Genomic DNA, 22,633 nt, shown 5'->3' with positions numbered 1-22,633 from the left:
CCGCTCAATCGGGAGGATCAAGATGGATCGCAAAGATCTAAAGCCAACTATTCTGAACGGGGAACGTGACACTCTAGCAACTGGCCTTTCACGCCGGTCTTTTTTTATGGCGGCTGGCGCTGCGGGCGTTGGGGCAGGGGCTTCGTTTCTGGGTAGCAAACCAGCCGAAGCACAATCTCAGGCTTGGCTGCAGCCGGGCAACAACAATCATGTGATTGATTTGCAGGGCTCGACTGGGCAGGCCAGCACGGGAACTGTTGGGATCGACTACTACGGTCACTGTGCCATCAAGATCACCTCGCCAAACGGAGCGACCGTGTTATTCGACCCTTGGCGGGATGATCCCTCGGGCGCATGGGGGTTATGGTTCCGCAACGAATTTCCGCAGATCCCCGTAGACATAACCATGTCCACTCATGCTCATTTTGACCATGACGCTATCGAACGGCCTAGCTCCACAATGGTTTTGGACAGGATGGCGGGGAATTTTGAGTTTGCCGACCTAAAGATCACGGGCTTTGCTGACAAACATGCCTGCGTTGCGCCGGGATGGTACGAATGGACCAACGCATTGGCCGAATTTGGTGCCGAAGCTTGCCCGCCCAACAACGTGGGCCACATGGATATGGTGGTCTACCTAGTGGAAACCGGCGGGATTCGCATCTTGATCTGGGGTGACAACCGTCACAATCCGCCTCAGGAGTTCTGGGATGCGATCGGGCAGGTCGATGTGCTGACTTTGCCTGTCGATGGGTCAGAACATATCCTAAGCTTCGATCAGGGAAATGATATTGTCGCCAAGCTCAAGCCCAAAATCATCATCCCGACACACTACCTCAACGAGGTTACGTCATACACGCTTACGACGCTTCAGGCCGCGGACGATTGGGTCAAAAGCCAGCAGAGTTATAAGATGCTCGACAGCGCCAGCTTAAAGCTGGAAGCCGGAGATGTTGCCGGCATGAATCAGGAGTTCATGCACTTTGGAAACAACGTGATGACGGGCTGATTGCAAACTGAAACTGCCACTCACCCACAACCTGCGTCGCCTGTCCCCCCACCAATCGTGACGCAAATCGAAAGGGCCGGTCGAGGGCCGGCCCTTCTTCATTCTTTTACGAGGAATTATTCGGCCGCAATTTTGATGACAGGCTCCATTTTGGCCAGAATATCTTCGGCAAGGTGACATTTGACCTGATGTCCATCTGCAAGCGTCTGAACCGGGGGTACATGAGACTCGCACCGCCCATCTGGTACTTCGGACTTCCAGCGACAGCGTGTCTGAAACGGACAGCCCGGCGGTGGGTTCATGGCCGAAGGGATGTCACCTTCAAGGACGATATGCTGTTTCTCAACTGACGTGTCTGCGATCGGTACCGCGCTTAGCAACGCCTCAGTATAAGGGTGGTATGGTGGAGCAAAGACCTGGTCGGTCGTGCCCAGTTCCACCACATGGCCCAGATACATCACCATTACACGGTCACTGAGGTAACGCACGATTGACAGGTCATGGCTGATGAATAGCAGAGTAGTTTTGTGTTCCCGCTGAATTTCCATCAACAGATCGGTCACCGCCGCTTGTACCGAAACATCCAGCGCCGAAACCGGTTCATCCGCGACAACGATCCTCGCGTCTCCGGCAAAGGCGCGCGCGATTCCCACGCGTTGCTTCTGACCACCTGACAGCTGGCGCGGCATGCGATCGGCAAAAGCCCTCGGCAGCTTCACGAGATCCAGCAGCTCTAGCATCCGCTTCTTACGCTCGGCTTCCGAGTTGCCAACGCCAAAGATCTCCAACGCGCGAATGATCTGACGCCCGACAGTCATCGACGGGTTCAGCGTATCGAAGGGGTTCTGGAACACCATCTGAACCTCGCCCACGGTCTTCGCATCCCGCTCTTCGATAGGCACCTGTTCGATGTTGCGATTGTCCAGCAAAATTTGCCCGTCGGTTGCAGTTTCTAGGCCCATCAAAACCTTTGCAAAAGTGGACTTGCCACAACCGGATTCACCAACAATGGCCAGCGTTTCAGATTCATGCGCCTCAAAACTCAGGGTTTCGTTGGCCTTGACCACTTTAGTCTCACCACCACCGAACAAGGCATTCGCAGCCACCTCATAATATTTCTTGAGGTTGTCCATTTTCAGGACAGTCCGGCCGATTTCACCTTTCTCTTTTTGCTCACCCACTGTGATTGGCGCATTCCAATCAATCTCCTGGAATTTCAGACAACGCGTATGGTGTCTGTCATTTCCCGGCACTGCTTCCATCAGGATGTCTTTGGCATCACAGCGACCTTCTTCGAAATAGTCGCAGCGCGGGCCAAAGTTACAGCCTGGGGGCCGCTCGTGGGGCAGGGGGAAGTTCCCCGGAATCGCCACCAGCGGGCGCGAGTTCTTGTCAGCTCCGGGCAACGGGATCGACCGGAACAGCGCTTGCGTATAGGGGTGTTGCATCTCGTCGAAAACATCCTTGATCGAACCACGCTCGACCGCTTCACCGGAATACATCACGCACAGCCGATCGCAGGTTTCCAGCACGAGCCCGAGGTTGTGCGAGATAAACAGCATCGAGGTGCCGTATTTCTTGCCCAGATCCTTGACCAGCTCGACGACGGCGGCCTCAACTGTCACATCCAGCGCCGTTGTCGGTTCGTCCAATATCAGCAGGGCGGGCTTCGACATCAGCGCCATCGCGATCACGATCCGTTGCTGCTGACCACCTGAAAGCTGGTGTGGGAACGAATTCATCATCCGTTCGGGGTCAGGAAGACGCACGTCTGTTACCACCTCAAGCGCGCGTGAATAGGCTTCTTCCGCACCAACGCCTTCGTGGATCATCGGAACTTCCATCAGTTGCTTGCCGATCTTCATCGCCGGATTCAAAGAAGCCATCGGCTCCTGATAGATCATTGCGATTTCATTGCCGCGAATGTCACGCAGTTCTTCCGTGGACATTTCGCTCAGATCGCGACCTTTGAACTTGATCGAACCACCGACTATGCGGCCGTTCTTGCCCAGGTCTTGCATTACGCCCAAGGCAACGGTCGATTTACCGCACCCGGATTCACCAACCAGTCCGACGGCCTCACCAGGTTGCACGCTAACCGAAAAATCCATCACAGCCGGAATTTCCCGCAGACGGGTAAAGAACGAGATCGACAGCTTGTCGATCTCCAGGATGGGCCCGTCATAATCCGCCAGTTTGTTCATCTTGTATCTCCTCGCGAGAGTCCGGGGGATCCCCTTCATCTGGCTAAAAATATCTCGGGGGGTCCGGGGGGCTGGCCCCCCGGCCTCGATCACATCAGTCCTTCAGACTTTCTTCGCGCAGACCATCCGCCAGCAGGTTCAAACCAAGAACCAGCGACAACAGAGCCAGCGCAGGTGGAAGGGCTGGGTGCAGATAGATCGACAAGAGTTTACGCCCCTCGTTGATCGTAGACCCCCAATCCGGGCTTTCCGGAGGAAGACCCAACCCGAAGAAACCCAAGGTCCCCAGAAGGATGGTGGTGTAGCCGATGCGCAGACAGAAATCGACGATCAGCGGGCCGCGCGCGTTGGGCAGAATCTCCCACAGCATGATGTACCACGGGCCTTCACCTCGGGTCTGGGCCGCGGCCACGTAGTCTCGGGTTTTGATGTCCAGCGCCAAGCCACGTACGATGCGGAACACCGTAGGTGAGTTCACGAAGACCACCGAGACAAACACCACCAGAATGCCACCCGGAATGTCGAAGAGATCCAGATAGGTCGGCAGTCCCCAGATACGGTAGCTGTCAGTGTTGATGATGTAGCCGCTGGTTGAAATCAGCGAGAGATACAACCAGAGCGCAACGCCAAGTACCCCGATCAACAGCGGAGTCCGAAAGTTTGGCCGTGTGTAGTACCGCGAATTCAGCAAAACACCCAGAAAGATGATTGGGAATACGAACAATACGGCGGCCATATAATTAGGAACGCCGGTCGCAACGATCTCGGGTGTGACCAGCAGGTAGAATAGCAAGATCACTGGGAAGGCCAGGATCAGGTTCGCGAGAAACGACAGAAGCGTATCCAGCCGCCCGCCATAGTAACCCGCAGGTAGACCAAGAGTGATACCAACCATGAAGGCAAACATGGTCGCCAGAGGTGCGATTTGAACAACAATCCAGGCACCCTTGACCATGCGACTGAAGACGTCGCGTGCAAGGTTATCGCCACCCAGTAGGTACCAGGCGTACTGACCCTCTTCCAAGCTGGCCAGAGGCGTACCCGGCACCTTGTTTTTCATGCCTGAGAGCTGAGCCAATGGGTCATGGGTGACGATCAGGTCGAGCGCGCCGAAAATCCCGGTGAATACCCAAAACATCACAAGGCCAAAGCCGATCATGCCAATGGGGCTGTCGAAAAGTTTGCCGTAAAGTCCAAGCTTGCGTTTGAACGCAATCGACATCGCATAAAGGATGATCAGCGACAGCCAAACCGGCAGGAACTGCTGGGATATGGCGCCAATGATACCGGCGCTCGTGCCCATCAGAATGCCCAACACGATATAAGCAACTGCGAGGCCCACAATAGCTAGAAAACTATAGCGCAGCGCGGCTTGTATCAGATTGCGAAGACCCGAGCTCGAACTCAGCGTTCCGTCTGGATTCACTGTCATTTGGTCTTCGGGCAGAACGATACTTGCCAGCATCCAGACAACGATGGACAAGGCCAAAAGCCCAAGTGCCAGCAACAGTAGCGGGTTGAGGAAGGCGATAGAGCCGGTCCAGGTAAGTGGTTCCATGATCTAACCCTCCTTAAGAAATGCGAATGCGCGGGTTGAGGTAGACATAGCCGATATCCGAAATCAGCTGCGTCACCAGCACCACAAACACCGACACGACCGAAATCGCCAGCAGCAACTGGATGTCGTTATTGCCTGCCGCCTGCACCAGCGCCCAACCAAACCCTTTGTAGTTGAACAGGGTCTCGACGATCACCACGCCGTTCAGCAGCCATGGGAACTGCAACATGATGACTGTAAAGGGCGCGATCAGCGCATTGCGCAGCGCATGTTTCATGACGATGTTCGAGAACGATACACCTTTCAGGCGCGCCGTCCGGATGTACTGCGCCGTCATTACCTCGGTCATCGAGGCGCGGGTCATCCGGGCGATATAGCCCATTCCGTAAAGCGCAATCGTCAAAACCGGGAGGAAGAAGTTCTCGAATGTCGGGTTCTCCATCGCTTGTGTGGCAGTGCCCTTGAACCACTTCAAGCCGACAGCGGACGAAGTGAAAATCGCTATGAAGATAACACCAGAAACATATTCTGGGGTTGCGGTTGTGGTGATGGCAAAGGTCGACAGCGTCCTGTCGGTTGCTGAACCTTCTTTCATTCCGGCCAAAACACCCAGGATCAGTGCCGAAGGGACCATCAGCAGCATAACCCAGAACATCAACCGCCCGGTTAATGCCAGCCTGTTTCCAACTACGGTTGAAACCTCTTCCTTGAAGACCGTTGAATAACCCCAATACCCCTGCAGGATACCACAGAAACTGGGAGACTCTTCAGCAGTTTTCCCGGGCAGAATGCATCGGCCCTGAACGGTTCCATCTTCGTTCGTATGCCGATACGAAGGCAAGACCCCTAACCATTCACCGTATTTGATCGGAGTGGATTGGAGGTAACCGTTTTTCTGCAGATAGCTCTCAACTTGCTCATCCGACATACGGAAGTTGCCCTGCGTTTTCGCAAGCTTTTCGAGGTTCGGGTAGAGGTTGGTCAAAAAGAAGACCAGGAATGTCAGGCACAGTGCAGTCACCAGCATGATGCCGACGCGCCTTAGAATGAAAAGTCCCATATTAGCCCCTGTTGGTCGGCCAGCATGAATGCCAAACGGCTTCATGCATTGCTGTTATTATGGTCGCCGTGTTCAGGACGAAAAGGCCGCACCAGAGCGGCGCGGCCTTTGATGTTTGGTTAGGAGATGATGCCGAACTTGTACAACTGCGGCAGGTCGGCGATGTGTTTTTCAACACCCACCATGTTGTCACGATGGTGGCGCATCGCCGTCCGCCAATAGGGCTGGATGGTCACACCCTCGTCAATCATGATCGCCTGCAGTTTGGCCATCACTTCGCGACGTCTGTCGACATCTGCGATCGAGTTTGCCTCGGCCAGCAGAGTATCGAATTCTTCATTGGCAAAACCGGATTCGTTCCACGCGACGCCTGACTTATAGGCCAGTGCCAGAACCTGAGTGCCCAACGGGCGGTGGTTCCAGTTGGTCGACGAGAAGGCGTATTTCGTCCAGTCGTTCCAGAAGGTCGAGCCCGGCAGAACGGTATGCTTGGCCTTGATGCCCGCGTCGTTCAACTGCGCGACCACCGCGGCGGTGGTGTTACGACGCCAGTCATCGTCAATCGACTGAACTTCGTGTTCGAAATCACCCATTCCGGCTTCGTCCATCAGGGCCTTCGCCCCCGCTGGATCATACGGTATGCGTGTCACAGCTGAATCATACTCCGGATGCATCGGACCGACATGACAGTTATCGGCGGGGATGCCGTAGCCTGACATGCCCAGTTCCAAGCACACTTCGTTATCAACAGCCATAGCCAGAGCCTGACGCACACGCTTGTCGCCATAGATCTTGTTGCCATTCGCATCTTCAGCCAACTGGTTCGGGCGGATAACGATGGTAAAGCCTGATGGAATTTCCGAGCGGACGAGGCCGATGCCGTCGAAGATGTCGACAAACTCGCCGACCGATTCCCAGTTCATGTCGATCTCTTCGGCCTCATAGGCTGCCAGGAAGGCCGCCGGGTCGGTGCCGTAGTCGATGAACTCGATCCGGTCGATATAGCCGCCCTTGCCGGCCTCATAGCCCCACCAGTCAAAGCCTTCGTTGCGAACCAATACACCCTTAACACCCACTTCGTGGCTTTCCGGGATCATGAAGCCCGTACCAACGGGGTTGGAGAGCATGTCGTTCGCGTCAAAACTGCTGTGAACGATGGCGCCCGGATAGTCGGCCATGCCGGGGATGATTGTGATGTCGGGCGCGTTGCATTTCAGTATTACGGTGTGCGAGTCGACAACGGTGATGGCGCCGTCGGCTGCCTTCTGCGTTGACTCGTCGACCAGTGACGACATGCGCGATGCCATCGAGTTACCCTCGAGCGATGAGTCACACCAGCCAGCGATGTTGCGCGCCACGTCTTCGGCGGTGAAGTCGTCTCCGTTGTTCCACTTCACACCTTTGCGGACGTTCAGCGTGTATTCTGTGGCGTCATCATTGGCTTCCCAGCTTTCCAGCAACATCGGCTTGAACGAACCGTCGTTGTTGTACTCGACAAGGTATTCAAGCCAGCCCGCAGTGAAGGTCGCAATTTGCGTCCAGTCATAGGTGCGAGGATCTTTCAATGCGCGCACTTCCATCTGGTAGCGAATGGTGCCGCCTTTCTGGGGCTCCTGCGCTGCAGCAGGTGATTGCAGACCGATCATGCCATATGCCGCCGGAACGGCGACGCCAAGTGCGGTTACCCGCGCCATGAACTCGCGCCGACTCAGATTGCCGTCGCGATACTCTTGAGCATGCATCTCTGCCGCCCAGTGCATCGGCTTTCCATTGATTGTCTGGTTTTTCATAGATGTCTCCCTGTGACACTAGTTATTAGGTAAAGTTCGCGTTGTGATTGATTGAAACGGGCGCTACGGCCAACTAATTGGATCGATTGACCGGGCCGCAGGCTTGTTTTCTTGACTATTGAACATCCCCATGACCTCCATTCGGCACCAGTTTCATTGCGGCGTCAATGTCGGAAATCGTCATTGATGGTACAAAAACGACATCAGGCGGAAAAGTAAGCCATTCAGGATTATTTCGTGGTGTGTTCGCACAACTAGCCGAAAGCACCGCGGATAGAATTGACAGTCACGCTGCAACAAATTCGGTCGTTTTTTTGGGGAGAAAACTAAGAAATCCAACTGCTTCCAATGCCCGAGGAATGCTCCTTACTGATGAGACGCGGCATCAATGTGGTGCCAGGATTTCATGCGGGCGCGAAACCAAGTTCGTTGTCGTTTGGCAAATCGACGTGTAGCTATTGTTGCCCGGTCCCTGGCTTCTTCCTGGGACATGCGGCCTTCTAGGCATGCCATCAATTCAGGCACGCCAATGGCCTTGAAGGCTGGTAGAGAAGGGTCAAATCGGTTCTGCATCGCGGCCACTTCGGCCATGGCACCTTGATCCAACATCTGATCGAAACGACGATTAATACGATCCAGTAACCAGCTTTTTTCGACGTCGAATACAATCGGAACTGTATTCCCCAGATCCAGAATCGGGGCGGGTGTATCAGCCTGCCAATCAGCAAGCGAGCGACCGGTTGCGGTCTGAACCTCCCAGGCGCGTTGAACACGGGCTCGATTCTGGGTGTCGATTTTCTGCAGCGTTTGAAGATCAAGACCTTCGATCAGGTTTCTTATTGATAAAGCGTCCGCCTCGGCCCGAATTTCAGGAGGGGTTGCAGGTATCTCGGCCATCCCTTCGGTCAGCGCAGTGAAATACAGACCTGTACCCCCCACAATGATAGGGCGCTGTTTTTGTTTAAGCAAAGGCGTGACGTCGCGAAGCCAATGTCCGGTGGAATAAGTCTGATCATATGCGACATGCCCGTACAGTAGATGTGGGGCACGTTTTTCTTCTTCGATCGAGGGACGTGCAGATATGATGCGCCAGCAATCATAGACCTGACTTGCGTCGGCATTGACGATCACACCACCGCAGCGCTGCGCGATCAAAAGCGCCAGCGCTGACTTTCCTGAAGCCGTAGGCCCAGCGATCAGCACCGGTTTGTCATCAGGAATCGGAGGCAACTGCGTCCAAAGCCGGTTCTCATTTGTATCGGCCATCGCTGATTGCCTCATCCCTGACTATCCGCATTGAACCTGCGGAGGTTTTGCTTCATTTTGCGCCGGAAAATAAACCCGTGCCAGCCCGGAGCGCAACATGAGCCTTTCCCCTTCTGACGAGACCACTGAGACCCCGAAAACAACGTATGACCGCGTGATGTTGAAGATTTCGGGCGAGGCCCTGATGGGGGATCAGGGATTCGGACTTCATCCTCCAACCGTCCAGCGCATCGCACAAGAGGTGAAATCGGTACACGATCTGGGTGTCGAAATCTGTATGGTCATCGGTGGTGGCAACATCTTCCGGGGGCTTTCCGGCTCGGCACAGGGGATGGAGCGTACGACCGCCGATTACATGGGCATGCTGGCAACGGTCATGAACGCGCTCGCGATGCAATCCGCGCTTGAGGCGGCCGGGGTCTTCACCCGTGTCATTTCGGCCATTCGGATGGACGAAGTGTGTGAGCCATATATTCGCCGCCGCGCTGTACGCCACCTTGAGAAAAAACGGGTCTGCATCTTTGCGGCGGGAACCGGGAACCCCTATTTCACCACTGACACCGCTGCCACTTTGCGCGCGAACGAGATGGCCTGCCAAGCGATCTTCATGGGTAAGAATGGTGTCGATGGCGTTTATGACAAGGACCCCAAAGAACACTCGGACGCGGTACGTTATGACAACGTTTCGTATGACGATGTGCTGGCTAAACGCCTGCGAGTGATGGATGCATCGGCCATCGCGTTGGCACGTGACAACAATCTGCCGCTGATCGTTTTTGGTCTGGATGAACCCGGCGGGTTCCGCGGTATTTTGGCGGGTGAGGGCACCTATACCAAAGTCCAGGGATAGGGCATCAATTAGCACATAGACCGGGTCAAGCAGCCCGGTTCTTTTTTGGGCGCTAGATATGAAAAATGTTATCAGCACAGTGACTTGACCTAATCTTTTTCGTCTGACTATCTGTTCCTGTTTGGTTGCAGCAAGCTGCCATCAGAAGGACTGCTGCCATAGCATGTCCTCTGAAGGGGATGGCGGCCGGACAGTAATGCCTTGGTTGTTTTGGAAGTGCCCAGATCTTGCGCGGGCGGATTTCCGAAATGAGGCATGCCATCAGGGAGAGACGTGTGATGGGCACACTTGATATCGATTTCGTTCGGGCGCAATTCCCGGCCTTTTCTGAACCCAGCCTGAAGGGGCAGGCCTTTTTCGAGAACGCTGGTGGATCTTATACCTGTAAGCCGGTGATTGATCGCCTGAACCGGTTTTATACACAGCGCAAAGTCCAACCTTATGCGCCATACGAAGCCAGCCGTCTGGGCGGCGAAGAAATGGATGAAGCGCGGAGGCGGTTGGCCGCGATCATGGGCGTGGATACGGAGGAGCTGAGCTTTGGCCCCTCGACGACTCAGAATACCTATGTGCTGGCGCAGGCCTTTCGTCAGTGGATGCGGCACGGTGACGCCATCGTTGTGACCAATCAGGACCACGAGGCCAATACCGGCCCGTGGCGTCGATTGAGGGAAGACGGGATCGAAATCCGCGAATGGCAGATTGACCCGGACAGTGGATCGCTAAACCCACAGGATCTGGAAAACCTGTTGGACGAGAAAGTCCGCCTCGTTTGCTTCCCCCATTGCTCAAATGTCGTCGGCGAGATTAATCCAGTGACTGAAATCACGGCGATAGCGCATGCCGCGGGTGCGTTTGTCTGTGTCGACGGAGTTTCTTATGCGCCACATGGCCTGCCGAACGTCGGTGATCTCGGGCCCGACATCTATTTGTTCTCAGCCTATAAAACCTATGGCCCGCACCAAGGCTGCATGGTTATTCGACGCCCTTTGAGTGAGATGCTTCCGAACCAGGCCCACTATTTCAACGGTGGCACGCTCTATAAGCGGTTTACACCTGCCGGTCCTGATCATGCGCAGATTGCCGCGAGTGCTGGCATGGCTGATTATATAGATCTGCTTTGCGATTATCACGGCGGACCAGAAACCGGGGCGTCTGCGCGCGGTGGTTTTGTTCATGACCTGATGCGCCAACACGAGATTGCATTGCTGCAGCCACTGCTCGATGCAGTCAAAGATAGAAACGCTTTGCGTTTGATTGGCCCGTCCAAGGCCGAACAGCGCGCGCCGACGGTGGCGTTAAGCCTGAACAAAAAAGCCGAGGCTGTTGCAGCTGAGCTTTCCCAACATGGGATCATGGCAGGTGGTGGCGATTTCTATGCGCATCGTCCTCTGCAGGCCATGGGTGTTGATCCAGATCAGGGGGTTCTGCGGCTCAGCTTCACGCACTATACAAGTCATCAGGAAATTGATCAGCTTTTGCAGGCGCTTGACCGCGTTTTGTGATCCAATATTCGTACCGGTTCGTATTCTTTTAGAATCAAGAGGCGGATATGGATCCCGGGCACTCTCCGATCATTTTATGGTTCAGGCGCGATCTGCGATTAAGAGATTATCCGGCGTTGACGGCGGCGGTACGGTCGGGTCGCCCCATTGTACCCGTATTTATTCTGGACGATCAGGTTCAAGCATTGGGCGCAGCGCCCAAATGGCGCCTGGGTTTGGGTCTTGAGGCGTTTGCTAAGGCCCTTGATCAGATCGGCAGCAATCTGATCCTGCGCCGGGGGACTGCGCTGAGGGTCCTAAAAGATCTGATACACGAAACCGGAGCAGGAGCTGTATTTTGGTCCCGAGCGTATGACCCGAAGGCGATCAACAGGGACAAGCATATCAAGGCGAGCTTGAACGAACAGGGGATCGAGGTGCGATCCTTTGCAGGGCATCTTTTGTTCGAACCTTGGACGATTGCGACCAAAGCGGGGCAACCGTTTCGTGTATTTACTCCGATGTGGAGGTCGGTGAGCGGACGAGATGTTGCGATGCCAGAACCGACTCCTGCACGAATTGCCAAGCCAGATCTTTGGCCTGCTTCTGATCGGCTGTCCGATTGGAATCTGGATCGGGATATGCAGCGTGGCGCGACGATCGTACGACCGTTTGTCCGTCCTGGAGAGGCCGCGGCTTTGGATCAGTTGGATAGGTTTCTGGAAAATATCGATCATTATCAGGAAGCGCGAGATCGGTTGGATCAGGTTGGTACGTCTGATCTTTCAGAATACCTCTCGTTAGGCGAAATCGGGCCGCGCACAATATGGCACCGGGTGCAAAACGCGGATCGCACTGGTTCGCGAGGGGGCGAGGCCTTTCTACGGCAGCTTGTGTGGCGTGAGTTCGCTTATCACCTGATGTACCATTGGCCGCATCTCCTGACCGACAATTGGAAACCTGAATGGGATGCGTTTCCGTGGAATACTGATCCCGACACGCCTGAAGTCCGCGCGTGGAAGTTAGCCAGAACTGGGGTGCCACTTGTCGATGCGGGGCTAAGGCAGATGTACGTGACCGGGCGGATGCATAATCGTGCACGGATGATTGTGGCGAGTTATCTAACCAAGCATCTGATGACGCACTGGAAAATTGGTGCTGATTGGTTTGCCGAATGCCTGATTGATTGGGACCCAGCCGCAAACGCAATGGGATGGCAGTGGGTGGCGGGTTGTGGGCCAGACGCAGCCCCGTATTTCCGTATCTTCAACCCAGAAACTCAGCGCGAGCGGTTTGATCCACATTCGACCTATCTGAAGCGCTGGATTGCTGAGGGTCGGTCTGACCCGTCCCCAACCGCACGCGCCTATTTTAGTGCCATACCGCGGTCTTGGGGGCTTTCTCACGAAGACAGCTACGGCGCTCCAGTGGTAGGGCTGAAAGAAGGTCGCATCCGAGCATTGGACGCGTATGAAACCAGAAAAGTTCCGGTAAGGAACTGAAAACTTGCCATAAACCGAATCCCGTCCTAGCTTTATTCTGCAACCGCAGAGGGGAGAGCGGATGTTCCTGACGAGCACCGAAGGGCAGGAGGACCTGCCAAGATATTTTGCACAAGTCTTCAAGATGCTGAGCCGCATGGAAAGCGGCCGCCTTGATATCGCTCTGCCGGATGGTCGGGTGTTTCGGGCGGATGCACCTAAAGCCGGTCCGGTTGCCCATGTGGATATCCATGATCCCGACGTATTTGCCAGGCTGCTACGAGAAGGAGAACTGGGGTTTTCGGACGGCTATCTGGAAGGCGACTGGAGCACACCTGATCTGCGCAGCTTTATGGACTTGGTACATTTGGGAACTGAAACCGTTTATGACGATTTCACGGGCAAGTTCCTGGTTCGCGCCTACGAGCGTCTGAGGTTCTGGTTGCACCGCAATAATCGGACGCAGGCTAAGAAGAACATCTCGTATCACTATGATCTTGGAAATGATTTCTATGGCATGTGGCTGGATGACACGATGACTTATTCCAGCGCCATTTTTGAGACCGGGCAGGAAAGCCTCGAGAATGCGCAGACCGCAAAATATGCCAGTTTGGTGGATGAAATGGGGGCCAAACCAGGGGATCATATCCTTGAAATCGGGTGCGGTTGGGGCGGTTTCGCCGAATACGCTGCCAAAGAGCGCGGGCTCCGAGTGACTGGTTTGACTATCAGTCAGGAGCAGTTGAAGTACGCGAAGGAACGCATTGAAAAGGCTGGGCTATCAGATCTTGTAGATTTTAAATTACAGGATTATCGCGATGAACAGGGACAATATGACGGTATTGCATCAATCGAGATGTTCGAAGCGGTTGGTCGGAAATACTGGCCGGCATATTTTAACACTGTTCGTGACCGGTTGAAGCCCGGTGCGCAAGCGACATTACAGATCATAACAGTCGCGGATCACCGCTGGGAAGTTTACAAGAATGGTGTTGATTTCATACAGAAATACATATTTCCGGGTGGCATGCTTCCCGCCCCGTCCATCCTGAAAGAGCAGATAGATCAGGCAGGGCTTCAAGTAGTACGCTCAAAGGAATTTGGCCAAAGTTATGATCTGACACTGCGCCGCTGGTACGACACCTTCAACGCCAAGTGGGACCAGATTTCAGAACTGGGGTTTGATGAGCGTTTTCGCCGCATGTGGAATTATTATTTAACTGCATGCGGCGCAGCCTTTGACACCGGCAATTGTGATGTGACACAGATCACTATAGCTAAGCCAAGTTGAAGAACGGAACTACAAATGCCTACAGCTTCCCGCCTCGTCGCCGCGTTGTGTCTGCTGGTCATTGCCTTCCTTGTTTCAAGTATGATCATCAACAATGGTGAAGAGGGCAAAAGCTATGGCTGGTTCACATATGTGAACATGTTGTTAGCGGTGACCTGTGGTTGGGTTATCATGGGCAAACGGGCAGGCCGGGGTTGGACGGCTGCAGTTAACAATGGTCTGACTGGTGTTGCCGCGCTGGTTTTCTGGGGATTGTTCGTTCAAGGCACCTACGAGATGTTCAGTCAGGCGATGCGCCATCGGTATGGCGGCCCATTTGAAGCCTTGCTGGAAATCTTCAAGATCGGAGTGGCCTATGGTGAACAACTGCTGCCCAGTGAAATTTTGATTACGCTTGGTATTGGTGCGGTGGTCACTGGGATACTTACCGAAATCGCCTATCGACGCTGGCGTTAAAACGGACCTGCCAAGTCGGGGCTCCTACTTTGTCTAACCTGTTTTTCTACGGCACTTTACGCCATGCGCCTTTGCTGGAACTCGTGATGGGTCAAACAGCGGGCAAATTGTCGGCGAAACCGGCAATCTTAGCTGATCATGCGGTGTATTCGGTAAAGGGCCAGCCTTTTCCCATGATCGTTGCTGAAAAAGGCGCAACGGCAGATGGCGTATTGGTGCAAGGATTGGGCAAGGACGAGCTTGCCCGATTGGCCTTTTATGAAGGCGGATTCGAATATGATCTGCGCCAGCAAACGATTGAAACCAGTGAAGATGGGAATCATCTGGCATTGGTGTTCTTTCCCGACTCGGAGGCATGGAAGACCGACACTCTCTGGGATTTTGAGGCATGGAAAAATGATTGGAGCGCTTTGTCGATGCTGGCGGCGCAAGAGGTTATGGCCCAGTATGGGTGTGTTGACGCCTCGACGATTGCAAATAGTTTCCCTGCGATCCGCACACGGGCATGGGCCAGACTCGCAGCGCGTGAGCGAAACACCGGAGATGCCCGGGACACCAACCATGATGTCGTAATCCACCAACGCAATCACCCTTATGTCAACTATTTCGGTATCGATGAGATAGAGCTGCAGCACCGTCAGTATGATGGCAAGATGGGGCCTGTATTGCACCGCAGCGGCTTGATGCAAGGATCTGCAGTCATCGTCCTGCCTTACGACCCCAGGCGCGATACGGTTTTGCTGGTCGAGCAGTTTCGCGCACCTGTGTTCTTGATCGACGACCCCGAACCATGGATGTGGGAACCGGTCGCCGGTATGATTGACCCCGGCGAAACGCCCGAGCAGGCAGCGTATCGTGAGACACAGGAAGAGGCGCATGTTTCTCTGTCTCGGCTGGAATATGCAGGTGGTGCCTATACATCCAGTGGATCGTCAACCGAATACGTCTACCTCTATGTTGGGCTGGGTGATCTGACAACGACTGTTGAAAGTGGTGGTCTTGCCACGGAAGGGGAAGATATTCGGAGTACAATTCTGCCGTTTGACGAATTCATGAACATGGTTGATACACATGTTTTCAAGGACTTACCGCTTCTTTCTCTGGCACATTGGCTGGCGCGAAATCGCGAACGTCTGCGCGCATAACTATCCCGGCTTGTGATCAAGTCAGGGCGCCTGTAAATCTGCTGCAATACCATATGACAAGAGGACGCCATGCGCATTGCGAAAGACCTTGCCGACGCGGTCGGTAAAACACCCTTGATCCGGTTGCGTCGCGTCAGCGAAGAGACAGGCTGCGAGATCCTCGGCAAAGCCGAGTTCATGAATCCGGGTCAATCCGTCAAAGACCGTGCGGCGTTGTTCATTATCCGCGATGCAATTGCGCGCGGAGACCTCAAGCCCGGCGGCACAATTGTCGAGGGTACGGCGGGTAATACTGGCATTGGTCTGGCATTGGTCGGGGCCTCAATGGGTTTCAAGACGGTGATCGTCATTCCTGAGACTCAATCGGAAGAGAAGAAGGACATGCTCCGACTTGCCGGAGCTCAGCTTGTGCAAGTGCCTGCTGCGCCTTACCGAAATCCCAACAATTTTGTGCACTATTCCCGCCGCTTGGCTGAGGAACTTGCCCAGACCGAGCCCAATGGTGCCATCTGGGCGAACCAGTTCGACAATGTCGCCAACCGGCAGGCGCATGTGGAAACCACCGGCCCTGAAATCTGGGACCAAACCGGTGGCAAAGTTGATGGCTTCGTCAGTGCGGTCGGGTCGGGTGGAACCCTAGCGGGTGTCGCCGAGGTTTTGCAGCCCAAAGGCGTAAAAATCGGACTGGCTGATCCGATGGGGGCCGGCCTTTATTCTTATTACACTACGGGTGAGATCGCGATGGAGGGCGGCTCCATCGCCGAAGGCATCGGACAGGTTCGGATAACGAAGAACCTGGAGGGGTTCACCCCTGATCATTCCTGGCAGATCACCGACAATGAGGCGTTGCCCTATATCTTTGATCTGCTTCGCGAAGAAGGTCTGGTGATGGGCGGATCAACCGCGATCAATATCGCGGGCGCTGTACGTCTCGCGAAAGAGATGGGGCCGGGGCACACCATCGTGACCGTATTGTGTGACTTTGGAACGCGCTACCAATCCAAACTGTTCAATCCTGACTTCCTGCGGGAAAAGGAACTGCCAGTTCCGGATTGGATGACCGAAGCGCCGCGCAGCATTCCCGGCGTATTCGAGGACGTGTGATGCTGCGACAGGTCCGCCTGTTTCTGTTTCTAAGTTTATTCTGCCTGATCGGGCTGGGTGGGATCGCATCTGCCCAGCTCACTGACCGGCAGAGTGAATATTACCAGGGCTGGGTCAGCACGGCGGATCGGGCGGAATCTGTGATCCGGGCGAACCGGGCATCGAATGCCGCGTTAGAGAATTTGCGCTCAGAAATAAACGGTTACCGCGAAGACTTTAACAAGGCGCGCGGCGCAAACACGGATCGTATTCAGACGCTTGAGGGCCAGCTTAAGGCGCTTGGCGCGGAGCCGGCAGACGGCGAGACCGAGCCTGAAGATATTGCCAAGCTGCGCACACATCTTGAAGAGCAACTTAACAGTTTGCGGGTGCCGCGCATAATCTCGGAAGAGGCTTTCAGCCGAGCCAACGGGTTAATCAGCGAAATCGACCGGATCATTCGCGATCGTCAGAAAAAAGAGATGCTGGAACGCGGGCCATCGCCTTTCAACCCCGTTTACTGGGGCCCAGCCTGGATCGACGTCAAGGAAGCGACGCAGAGCCTGATCAATGAAACCGTAACGAATATGCGGTCTGACATCGTTCACGAGCGCATTCGTGAGCGCGGTCTCGGCATTTTCGTTCTGTTGGCCATATCTGCGGTATTGCTGCTATTTGGGCGCAAATGGTCCGAAAAAGGGGGCGCTTTTCTGCGGTCTCTGGGGGGGCGCGGAAGTGGAGTCTGGACCTTCGTCGTTTCACTGCTGCGCATACTGCTGCCTTGGTTGGGCGTTCTGGCATTGGTCACGGCGATTGTGCAGACTGGGGTTCTGGGCTTGCGCGGCACGTTGCTGATTCAGAATATCCCTTATTGGGCTGCCATCATCTTCTACTTTGACTGGATCGGTCGACAGGTCTACCTGATGGGGGCCTCTCAGAATTTCAAACGATTGTCGGCAGGCAGAATTCGAGAACTGCGGGTCTATATCGATCTACTGGCCGTCATGCTTATTTTGCATGATCTGGTTTTGCTATTTGAGCAAATTGAGAATATTTCGGACCCAACACGAGCGGTTGTTGGATTCCCGATCGTATTGGTTACGGCGCTGCTGCTGCTACGTGTGCGTCAGATCCGTCAATTAGAACCACAGGAAGAGCAGACCGATTCAGAAACGTCTCGCAGAGCGGCTGGTTTTAGTCAGTTGGTTGAATTGTTGCGGCGCGCTCTGTTCATACTTGGGATTGCAACACCAATACTGGCGGCATTGGGGTATATCAATGCCGCCGAAGCAATCGTCTTCCCAGCCGTGAAAACACTGGTTCTGATCGCGGCGCTTGTGATCATACGACGGTTTATCACCACGATTTACGGTTGGTTATCGGGGCAGGGGGAGGCCGCGCGCGATTCTCTGTTTTCGGTTCTTGTTGGGTTTGCGCTGGCGATATTGTCGCTGCCTATTCTGGCGCTGTATTGGGGCGCACGCAAGACAGACCTGCTCGAGGCCTGGTCGCGATTGCTGCTGGGATTCGATATCGGCGGCGTCACGATTTCACCCAGTAATTTCCTCACCTTCGTCGCAGTTTTTGCCATCGGATACACATTGACCCGCCTTCTGCAAAGCGGGTTGCGCAACTCATTGCTGCCAAAAACCAGTATCGATCCCGGCGGGCAGAATGCCATCGTATCGGGAACCGGCTATGTCGGAATATTCCTGGCGGCGTTGGTCGCCATTGTTGTTGCTGGATTTGATCTTTCCTCCTTGGCGATCGTGGCTGGTGCCTTGTCGGTTGGTATCGGTTTCGGTCTGCAAACCATCGTGTCGAACTTTGTTTCAGGGATCATCCTGCTGGTCGAACGCCCGATCTCAAAAGGCGACTGGATCGATGTCAACGGCATGATGGGATATGTTCGTGATATCTCGGTCAGGTCCACGCGGATCGAGACGTTTGATCGGACGGATGTGATCGTCCCCAACTCTGACCTGATCAGCGGAGTGGTCACCAACTATACCCGCGGCAACACCATTGGCCGGGTGATCGTTCCTGTCGGCGTGGCCTACGGTACTGACACCCGAAAAGTCGAAACCATTTTGGGTGAGATCGCCAATGGGCATCCGATGGTTCTGGCCAACCCAGCGCCGAGTGTGGTGTTTCAAGGATTTGGTGCGGATTCTCTGGATTTTGAAATCCGGGCAATACTGCGCGATGTGAACTGGGTGCTATCGGTCAAATCCGACATGAACCATGAGATTAACCGCAGATTTGTTAAAGAGGGTATCGAGATTCCGTTTGCTCAACGCGATCTGTGGCTGCGAAATCCTGAGGTGCTGACGGGCCATTCTGAGGAGGCTAAGCCCGACGAAGACCTATCTCCTACTGCCCCTTCCGCGAAGCCTGCCGATTTGACAGCTGATGATTTGGACTCTGCCGGAGACGCAGATGCAGACGCGGATGGCGACGGTCGCTAAACGCGACACATCAAGCATTTTTCCCAAGTGATTATCGGATTGTTACATTTCGATGTAGTCTGATTTTTATTTGAAGGAGGAATTTCGATGGTAACTTTCTCACACAGCCTCGTGCGTATTGCGGTTTGGAACCTTGCGGGTTTCAACCCGGTTAACACAAGTCTGGGCATACCCGCCAATAGTGAGCGGGTCATCCACCAGATTGAAGGCTTGGCCCTGCTTGATGCCGAGTTGATCACGCTGGTCGAGGTTAGCCCTATAGAACATATCAACCGGTTGGCAGCGGGTTTGGCGGACAAGGGCTTGGATTATCAGGTCAAGATCCTGCAGCAACCCAACGGCAACATCCACATTGGATTTCTCCACAAACCAGGGGTTTCGGTGACGGAGCTGGAGTTGATTGACGGTTCGGAAGGTGATGATTCCGGCGGGCGTCAGGCCCTTATCGCCGATGTGCAGGTCGGCAAGTTCAAAGCCAAACTGATCGCGGTGCACCTGAAATCCGGTCGTGACCGGCCTGAACAACAGATACGTGATAGCCAATGTAAGATCATCGGTGCAAAGATCGCCGAAATCCGAGCGACACCGGGCCTGACTCAGCGCACGATCCTACTGATGGGCGATTTCAACATGATCCCCGGTCAGGACGTCAGCAATTTCCACCATCTTGGTGGGGATGACATGATGGACTTTGTTTCGTGCTGGGATTTGCAAGACCGGTTCTCGCATATTCTGGAAAAGGGTCGCGCCAACCTACTGGATGGTTTCGCCGTCTCGCGCACATTTTCCACTGATTACGTTCGCGGCAGCCTGAGACTGTTTCCGATGCACTGGACGATGAATATGGGGCGCGAAGCCTTCAAGGACGAGGTTTCAGACCATCTGCCATTTGTCGCCAGCTTTCGCATATTTTGAGCCGTCTGTTTTTACGAATGGGGCCTTGCGCTCGGTTCAGAAATTCGCATAAGTCACCTCTACCGGAGAGGTGGCCGAGTGGTCGAAGGCGCACGCCTGGAAAGTGTGTAGGCGGGAAACCGTCTCCAGGGTTCGAATCCCTGTCTCTCCGCCACTATTTCAAGCCAAATTTTCGCGGGTGCTTAGCTGCCCAGTTGGTCTTCATTAGTTTGATAGTAACGCAACAACTTGACTTGTTTCAGATCTTTGTCGCGTCTTCGAAGGCAATGAAACAACAAGAGATCGACCTGTCGGACAAGAGCGCGAATGCGCAAGCAGAAGCGTTTTGGATTCCAGTGCGTCTTCGATCAGACACAGATGCCCCATCAGCAAACCAGCTGATGCTTTGGCTTCTTCTACAGCAAGGCTATATAGCGAGAACTGCGGGCCGCTTGCGTCAATTTGCAAATCAAAGCCCACATTTCGGGACCACGTGAACCAATCGTCGTTCCAGGTCTGGTCGTGCAAAATCGGTATCTCTCGGAAACCGTTTGAATAGTGCGCTCGGTCCAGAAGTGTAGGGGCGCAAACTGGCGCGATTACGTCTTGTGCCAAGGCAATTTGGTTTGACGAGCCGTCAGGAACTGCGAAAAATATCGATAGATCAAACATCTCTCGCGAGAGGCTGGGCGGAGTTTCCATAGCGGTGACAGAGAAATTGATTTCCGGCAATTCCTCTCGGATCCGTCGCAATCGTTTTGGAAGCCAGAGTTGGGCAACGGCGGGCAGGGCGGCGATATGAAAATCAGCGTTTGGTTTGAGGTCACGCAGGGCTCGGGCTGCATCAGCCATTTGATCAAAGGCAGCGGAGAAAACCGGGACAAGCGATTGCCCCTCAGGCGTGAGTTCAACGCCTTGCGCGTTGCGTCGAAAAAGCGGTGTACCGGCCCAGCCTTCCAGTGCCTTGATATGCTGCGAGATCGCCCCGGGCGTGACGTTCAATTCTTCGGCTGCAGCAACAAAGCTGACGTTTCTAGCCGCCGCTTCAAAGGCCCGCATCGCGTTCAATGGAGGGCCTTTGGGGCGCTTGGGGGCAACACTCATTGCACTAGCCTTAGTTTTTCTACACCAAGAAATATCATTTCTGCTTTGCGATGTCACGCGACTGCCGCCAAAGTGGCAAAAACTAGGAGGATGTCAGATGACACTTGCACAAAGAGACTGGGTGCCCACCGCAAGCGAAGCACTGGTTCAGGATATCGCAAAAAAGGCGTCATCGGCATCTTCAGATGACCTGATGGCGCGGATCGAGCATCTTGCAGAGGAAAACCGCCGCATACACGAGCAAGAGTGCTTTAACCTGAACCCTGCCACAAATGTCATGAACCCAAAGGCCGAGGCGCTTTTGTCTTCGGGGATTGGGTCGCGGCCCTCGCTGGGCTATCCCGGTGACAAATATGAAATGGGTCTGGAAGCAATCGAACAGATCGAGGTTGTCGCGGCAGAGCTTTGCGCCGAGGTTTTTGATACTCGGTTCGCTGAAGTCCGGGTGCCCTCCGGGGCGATTGCCAATCTCTATGGCTTTATGGCGACCTGTAAAGCTGGCGACACTATCATAGCCCCACCTGGTTCAATTGGGGGGCATGTGACACATCATGCGGCGGGTTGCGCGGGTCTCTTTGGCCTGCGTACCATCGAAGCTCCTGTTAACGCTGATGGCTATACCGTCGATGTGGATCAGTTGAGAGCGTTGGCAAAAACCGAACGACCAAGGCTGATCACCATCGGCGGCAGTCTTAACCTGTTTGAACACCCCGTCGCCGAAGTGCGTGCGATAGCTGATGAAATCGGTGCCAAGGTTATGTTCGATGCGGCCCATCAATGCGGCATCATCGCGGGGCGCGCTTGGTCCAACCCGTTGAAAGAGGGTGCACATTTCATGACCATGAGCACTTACAAAAGCCTCGGAGGACCGGCTGGGGGCCTGATTGTAACGGATGACGAAGAAATCGCAAAAGCGCTAGATGCAATCGCTTTCCCTGGCATGACCGCCAATTTCGATGCGGCCAAAACTGCGGCCCTTGCTGTCACGATGCTGGACTGGAAAGCGTACGGTTCTGCCTATGCGAATGAGATGATTGCGATGGCCAAAGCTCTCTCCAACGCATTAGATACAAAGGGTGTTCCCGTCTTTTCTGGAACACAGGGCTTCACCAACTCTCACCAGTTCGCGGTATTGGCTGCCCCATATGGAGGAGGTCAGGCCGCATCTAAGCAGCTTCGCAAATGCGGGTTCCTCGCTTGCGGTATTGGATTGCCGGTGGAGTTAGTGGAAGGCGACATGAACGGTCTTCGTATCGGCACACCAGAACTGGTGCGGTGGGGCATGACCTCTGGGGATGTCGAGCGTTTGGCTAATTTGATAATGCGTGGCCTGGGAGGGGAACAAATCCAGTCAGAGGTATCCGCATGGCGACGTGAATTTGACACGCTGCATTATGTGAACTGAAAACAGGATGGCCGACTATGTTGCTGAACATTGTCGGCCCTACCAATCTTCGTTGGTTGAGCCTATGCAAACTGCATATCGCAGA

At 54.4% G+C, this 22,633-nt stretch carries 17 protein-coding genes and 1 tRNA gene; 12 read left to right on the top strand and 6 right to left on the bottom strand.

The features are described from left to right. Positions 1-22: 22 nt before the first annotated feature. Positions 23-1,009 (top strand): MBL fold metallo-hydrolase, encoded by a 987-nt coding sequence (locus AC2FI7_RS00430; RefSeq protein ID WP_010439614.1) that lies wholly within the window; start codon positions 23-25, stop codon positions 1,007-1,009. A gap of 116 nt (positions 1,010-1,125) precedes the next feature. On the opposite strand, the gene AC2FI7_RS00425 is transcribed toward AC2FI7_RS00430, so the two are convergent. From AC2FI7_RS00425 to miaA, 5 genes are all read right to left on the bottom strand, one after another. Further along, complete coding sequence (locus AC2FI7_RS00425; RefSeq protein ID WP_496833108.1) at positions 1,126-3,213, bottom strand: dipeptide ABC transporter ATP-binding protein; 2,088 nt, start codon at positions 3,211-3,213, stop codon at positions 1,126-1,128. Between the two features lie 94 nt (positions 3,214-3,307). After that, positions 3,308-4,771, bottom strand: a complete 1,464-nt coding sequence (locus AC2FI7_RS00420) for an ABC transporter permease (RefSeq protein WP_010439618.1) — start codon at positions 4,769-4,771, stop codon at positions 3,308-3,310. A 13-nt stretch (positions 4,772-4,784) separates the two neighbouring features. Beyond that, a complete protein-coding gene (locus AC2FI7_RS00415; protein ID WP_010439620.1) occupies positions 4,785-5,831 on the bottom strand; it encodes an ABC transporter permease in 1,047 nt (348 codons plus the stop codon). A 119-nt stretch (positions 5,832-5,950) separates the two neighbouring features. Next, complete coding sequence (locus AC2FI7_RS00410) at positions 5,951-7,621, bottom strand: ABC transporter substrate-binding protein (RefSeq protein WP_010439622.1); 1,671 nt, start codon at positions 7,619-7,621, stop codon at positions 5,951-5,953. A gap of 366 nt (positions 7,622-7,987) precedes the next feature. After that, positions 7,988-8,887, bottom strand: a complete 900-nt coding sequence (gene miaA / locus AC2FI7_RS00405; RefSeq protein ID WP_010439623.1) for a tRNA (adenosine(37)-N6)-dimethylallyltransferase MiaA — start codon at positions 8,885-8,887, stop codon at positions 7,988-7,990. A gap of 97 nt (positions 8,888-8,984) precedes the next feature. Between miaA and pyrH the strand changes: the two genes are divergently transcribed. The 10 genes from pyrH (at position 8,985) to AC2FI7_RS00355 (ending at position 20,214) form a co-directional block, all read left to right on the top strand. Next, on the top strand, positions 8,985-9,737 hold the full coding sequence (pyrH, locus tag AC2FI7_RS00400) for a UMP kinase (RefSeq protein WP_010439624.1): 753 nt from the start codon (positions 8,985-8,987) through the stop codon (positions 9,735-9,737). A gap of 278 nt (positions 9,738-10,015) precedes the next feature. Next, positions 10,016-11,242, top strand: a complete 1,227-nt coding sequence (locus AC2FI7_RS00395; protein WP_496815471.1) for an aminotransferase class V-fold PLP-dependent enzyme — start codon at positions 10,016-10,018, stop codon at positions 11,240-11,242. A gap of 47 nt (positions 11,243-11,289) precedes the next feature. Then, positions 11,290-12,723, top strand: a complete 1,434-nt coding sequence (locus AC2FI7_RS00390) for a cryptochrome/photolyase family protein (protein WP_010439628.1) — start codon at positions 11,290-11,292, stop codon at positions 12,721-12,723. 61 nt (positions 12,724-12,784) lie between these two features. Further along, complete coding sequence (locus AC2FI7_RS00385; RefSeq protein ID WP_010439630.1) at positions 12,785-13,993, top strand: SAM-dependent methyltransferase; 1,209 nt, start codon at positions 12,785-12,787, stop codon at positions 13,991-13,993. A gap of 15 nt (positions 13,994-14,008) precedes the next feature. After that, positions 14,009-14,449, top strand: a complete 441-nt coding sequence (locus AC2FI7_RS00380; RefSeq protein WP_010439632.1) for a TrgA family protein — start codon at positions 14,009-14,011, stop codon at positions 14,447-14,449. Between the two features lie 29 nt (positions 14,450-14,478). Continuing rightward, positions 14,479-15,594 carry an NUDIX domain-containing protein gene (locus AC2FI7_RS00375; RefSeq protein WP_496815468.1) on the top strand — a complete coding sequence of 372 codons (1,116 nt, stop codon included), beginning with the start codon at positions 14,479-14,481 and terminating at the stop codon, positions 15,592-15,594. A 69-nt stretch (positions 15,595-15,663) separates the two neighbouring features. Then, positions 15,664-16,698: a cysteine synthase A gene (locus AC2FI7_RS00370; RefSeq protein ID WP_010439636.1), complete on the top strand. Its 1,035-nt coding sequence runs from the start codon at positions 15,664-15,666 to the stop codon at positions 16,696-16,698. Then, complete coding sequence (locus tag AC2FI7_RS00365) at positions 16,698-19,145, top strand: DUF3772 domain-containing protein (protein ID WP_010439638.1); 2,448 nt, start codon at positions 16,698-16,700, stop codon at positions 19,143-19,145. Before AC2FI7_RS00370 ends, AC2FI7_RS00365 begins: the two co-directional genes overlap by 1 nt. An 87-nt stretch (positions 19,146-19,232) precedes the next feature. Continuing rightward, the gene (locus AC2FI7_RS00360) at positions 19,233-20,060 is read left to right on the top strand and encodes an endonuclease/exonuclease/phosphatase family protein (protein ID WP_480872206.1); all 828 of its coding nucleotides are present in this window, start codon (positions 19,233-19,235) and stop codon (positions 20,058-20,060) included. A 64-nt stretch (positions 20,061-20,124) separates the two neighbouring features. Next, positions 20,125-20,214 (top strand) — tRNA-Ser (locus tag AC2FI7_RS00355). A gap of 50 nt (positions 20,215-20,264) precedes the next feature. On the opposite strand, the gene AC2FI7_RS00350 is transcribed toward AC2FI7_RS00355, so the two are convergent. Beyond that, entirely contained in the window at positions 20,265-21,143 is an 879-nt protein-coding gene (locus tag AC2FI7_RS00350) for a LysR family transcriptional regulator (RefSeq protein ID WP_496815465.1), read from the bottom strand. A 97-nt stretch (positions 21,144-21,240) separates the two neighbouring features. Between AC2FI7_RS00350 and glyA the strand changes: the two genes are divergently transcribed. Next, positions 21,241-22,548, top strand: coding sequence for a serine hydroxymethyltransferase (glyA, locus tag AC2FI7_RS00345; RefSeq protein WP_496815463.1), 1,308 nt, complete (start codon positions 21,241-21,243; stop codon positions 22,546-22,548). Positions 22,549-22,633: the final 85 nt, after the last annotated feature.

This window comes from Ruegeria sp. YTSA064, from assembly GCF_059610325.1.
This window is presented reverse-complemented; position numbering and strand designations above follow the sequence as displayed.

Excerpts from the sequence above, each read along its gene's own strand:
- AC2FI7_RS00430 (WP_010439614.1), top strand. The coding sequence starts at position 23 with ATGGATCGCAAAGATCTAAAGCCAACTATTCTGAACGGGGAACGTGAC.
- AC2FI7_RS00425 (WP_496833108.1), bottom strand. The coding sequence starts at position 3,213 with ATGAACAAACTGGCGGATTATGACGGGCCCATCCTGGAGATCGACAAG.
- AC2FI7_RS00420 (WP_010439618.1), bottom strand. The coding sequence starts at position 4,771 with ATGGAACCACTTACCTGGACCGGCTCTATCGCCTTCCTCAACCCGCTA.
- AC2FI7_RS00415 (WP_010439620.1), bottom strand. The coding sequence starts at position 5,831 with ATGGGACTTTTCATTCTAAGGCGCGTCGGCATCATGCTGGTGACTGCA.
- AC2FI7_RS00410 (WP_010439622.1), bottom strand. The coding sequence starts at position 7,621 with ATGAAAAACCAGACAATCAATGGAAAGCCGATGCACTGGGCGGCAGAG.
- miaA (WP_010439623.1), bottom strand. The coding sequence starts at position 8,887 with ATGGCCGATACAAATGAGAACCGGCTTTGGACGCAGTTGCCTCCGATT.
- pyrH (WP_010439624.1), top strand. The coding sequence starts at position 8,985 with ATGAGCCTTTCCCCTTCTGACGAGACCACTGAGACCCCGAAAACAACG.
- AC2FI7_RS00395 (WP_496815471.1), top strand. The coding sequence starts at position 10,016 with ATGGGCACACTTGATATCGATTTCGTTCGGGCGCAATTCCCGGCCTTT.
- AC2FI7_RS00390 (WP_010439628.1), top strand. The coding sequence starts at position 11,290 with ATGGATCCCGGGCACTCTCCGATCATTTTATGGTTCAGGCGCGATCTG.
- AC2FI7_RS00385 (WP_010439630.1), top strand. The coding sequence starts at position 12,785 with ATGTTCCTGACGAGCACCGAAGGGCAGGAGGACCTGCCAAGATATTTT.
- AC2FI7_RS00380 (WP_010439632.1), top strand. The coding sequence starts at position 14,009 with ATGCCTACAGCTTCCCGCCTCGTCGCCGCGTTGTGTCTGCTGGTCATT.
- AC2FI7_RS00370 (WP_010439636.1), top strand. The coding sequence starts at position 15,664 with ATGCGCATTGCGAAAGACCTTGCCGACGCGGTCGGTAAAACACCCTTG.
- AC2FI7_RS00365 (WP_010439638.1), top strand. The coding sequence starts at position 16,698 with ATGCTGCGACAGGTCCGCCTGTTTCTGTTTCTAAGTTTATTCTGCCTG.
- AC2FI7_RS00360 (WP_480872206.1), top strand. The coding sequence starts at position 19,233 with ATGGTAACTTTCTCACACAGCCTCGTGCGTATTGCGGTTTGGAACCTT.
- AC2FI7_RS00350 (WP_496815465.1), bottom strand. The coding sequence starts at position 21,143 with ATGAGTGTTGCCCCCAAGCGCCCCAAAGGCCCTCCATTGAACGCGATG.
- glyA (WP_496815463.1), top strand. The coding sequence starts at position 21,241 with ATGACACTTGCACAAAGAGACTGGGTGCCCACCGCAAGCGAAGCACTG.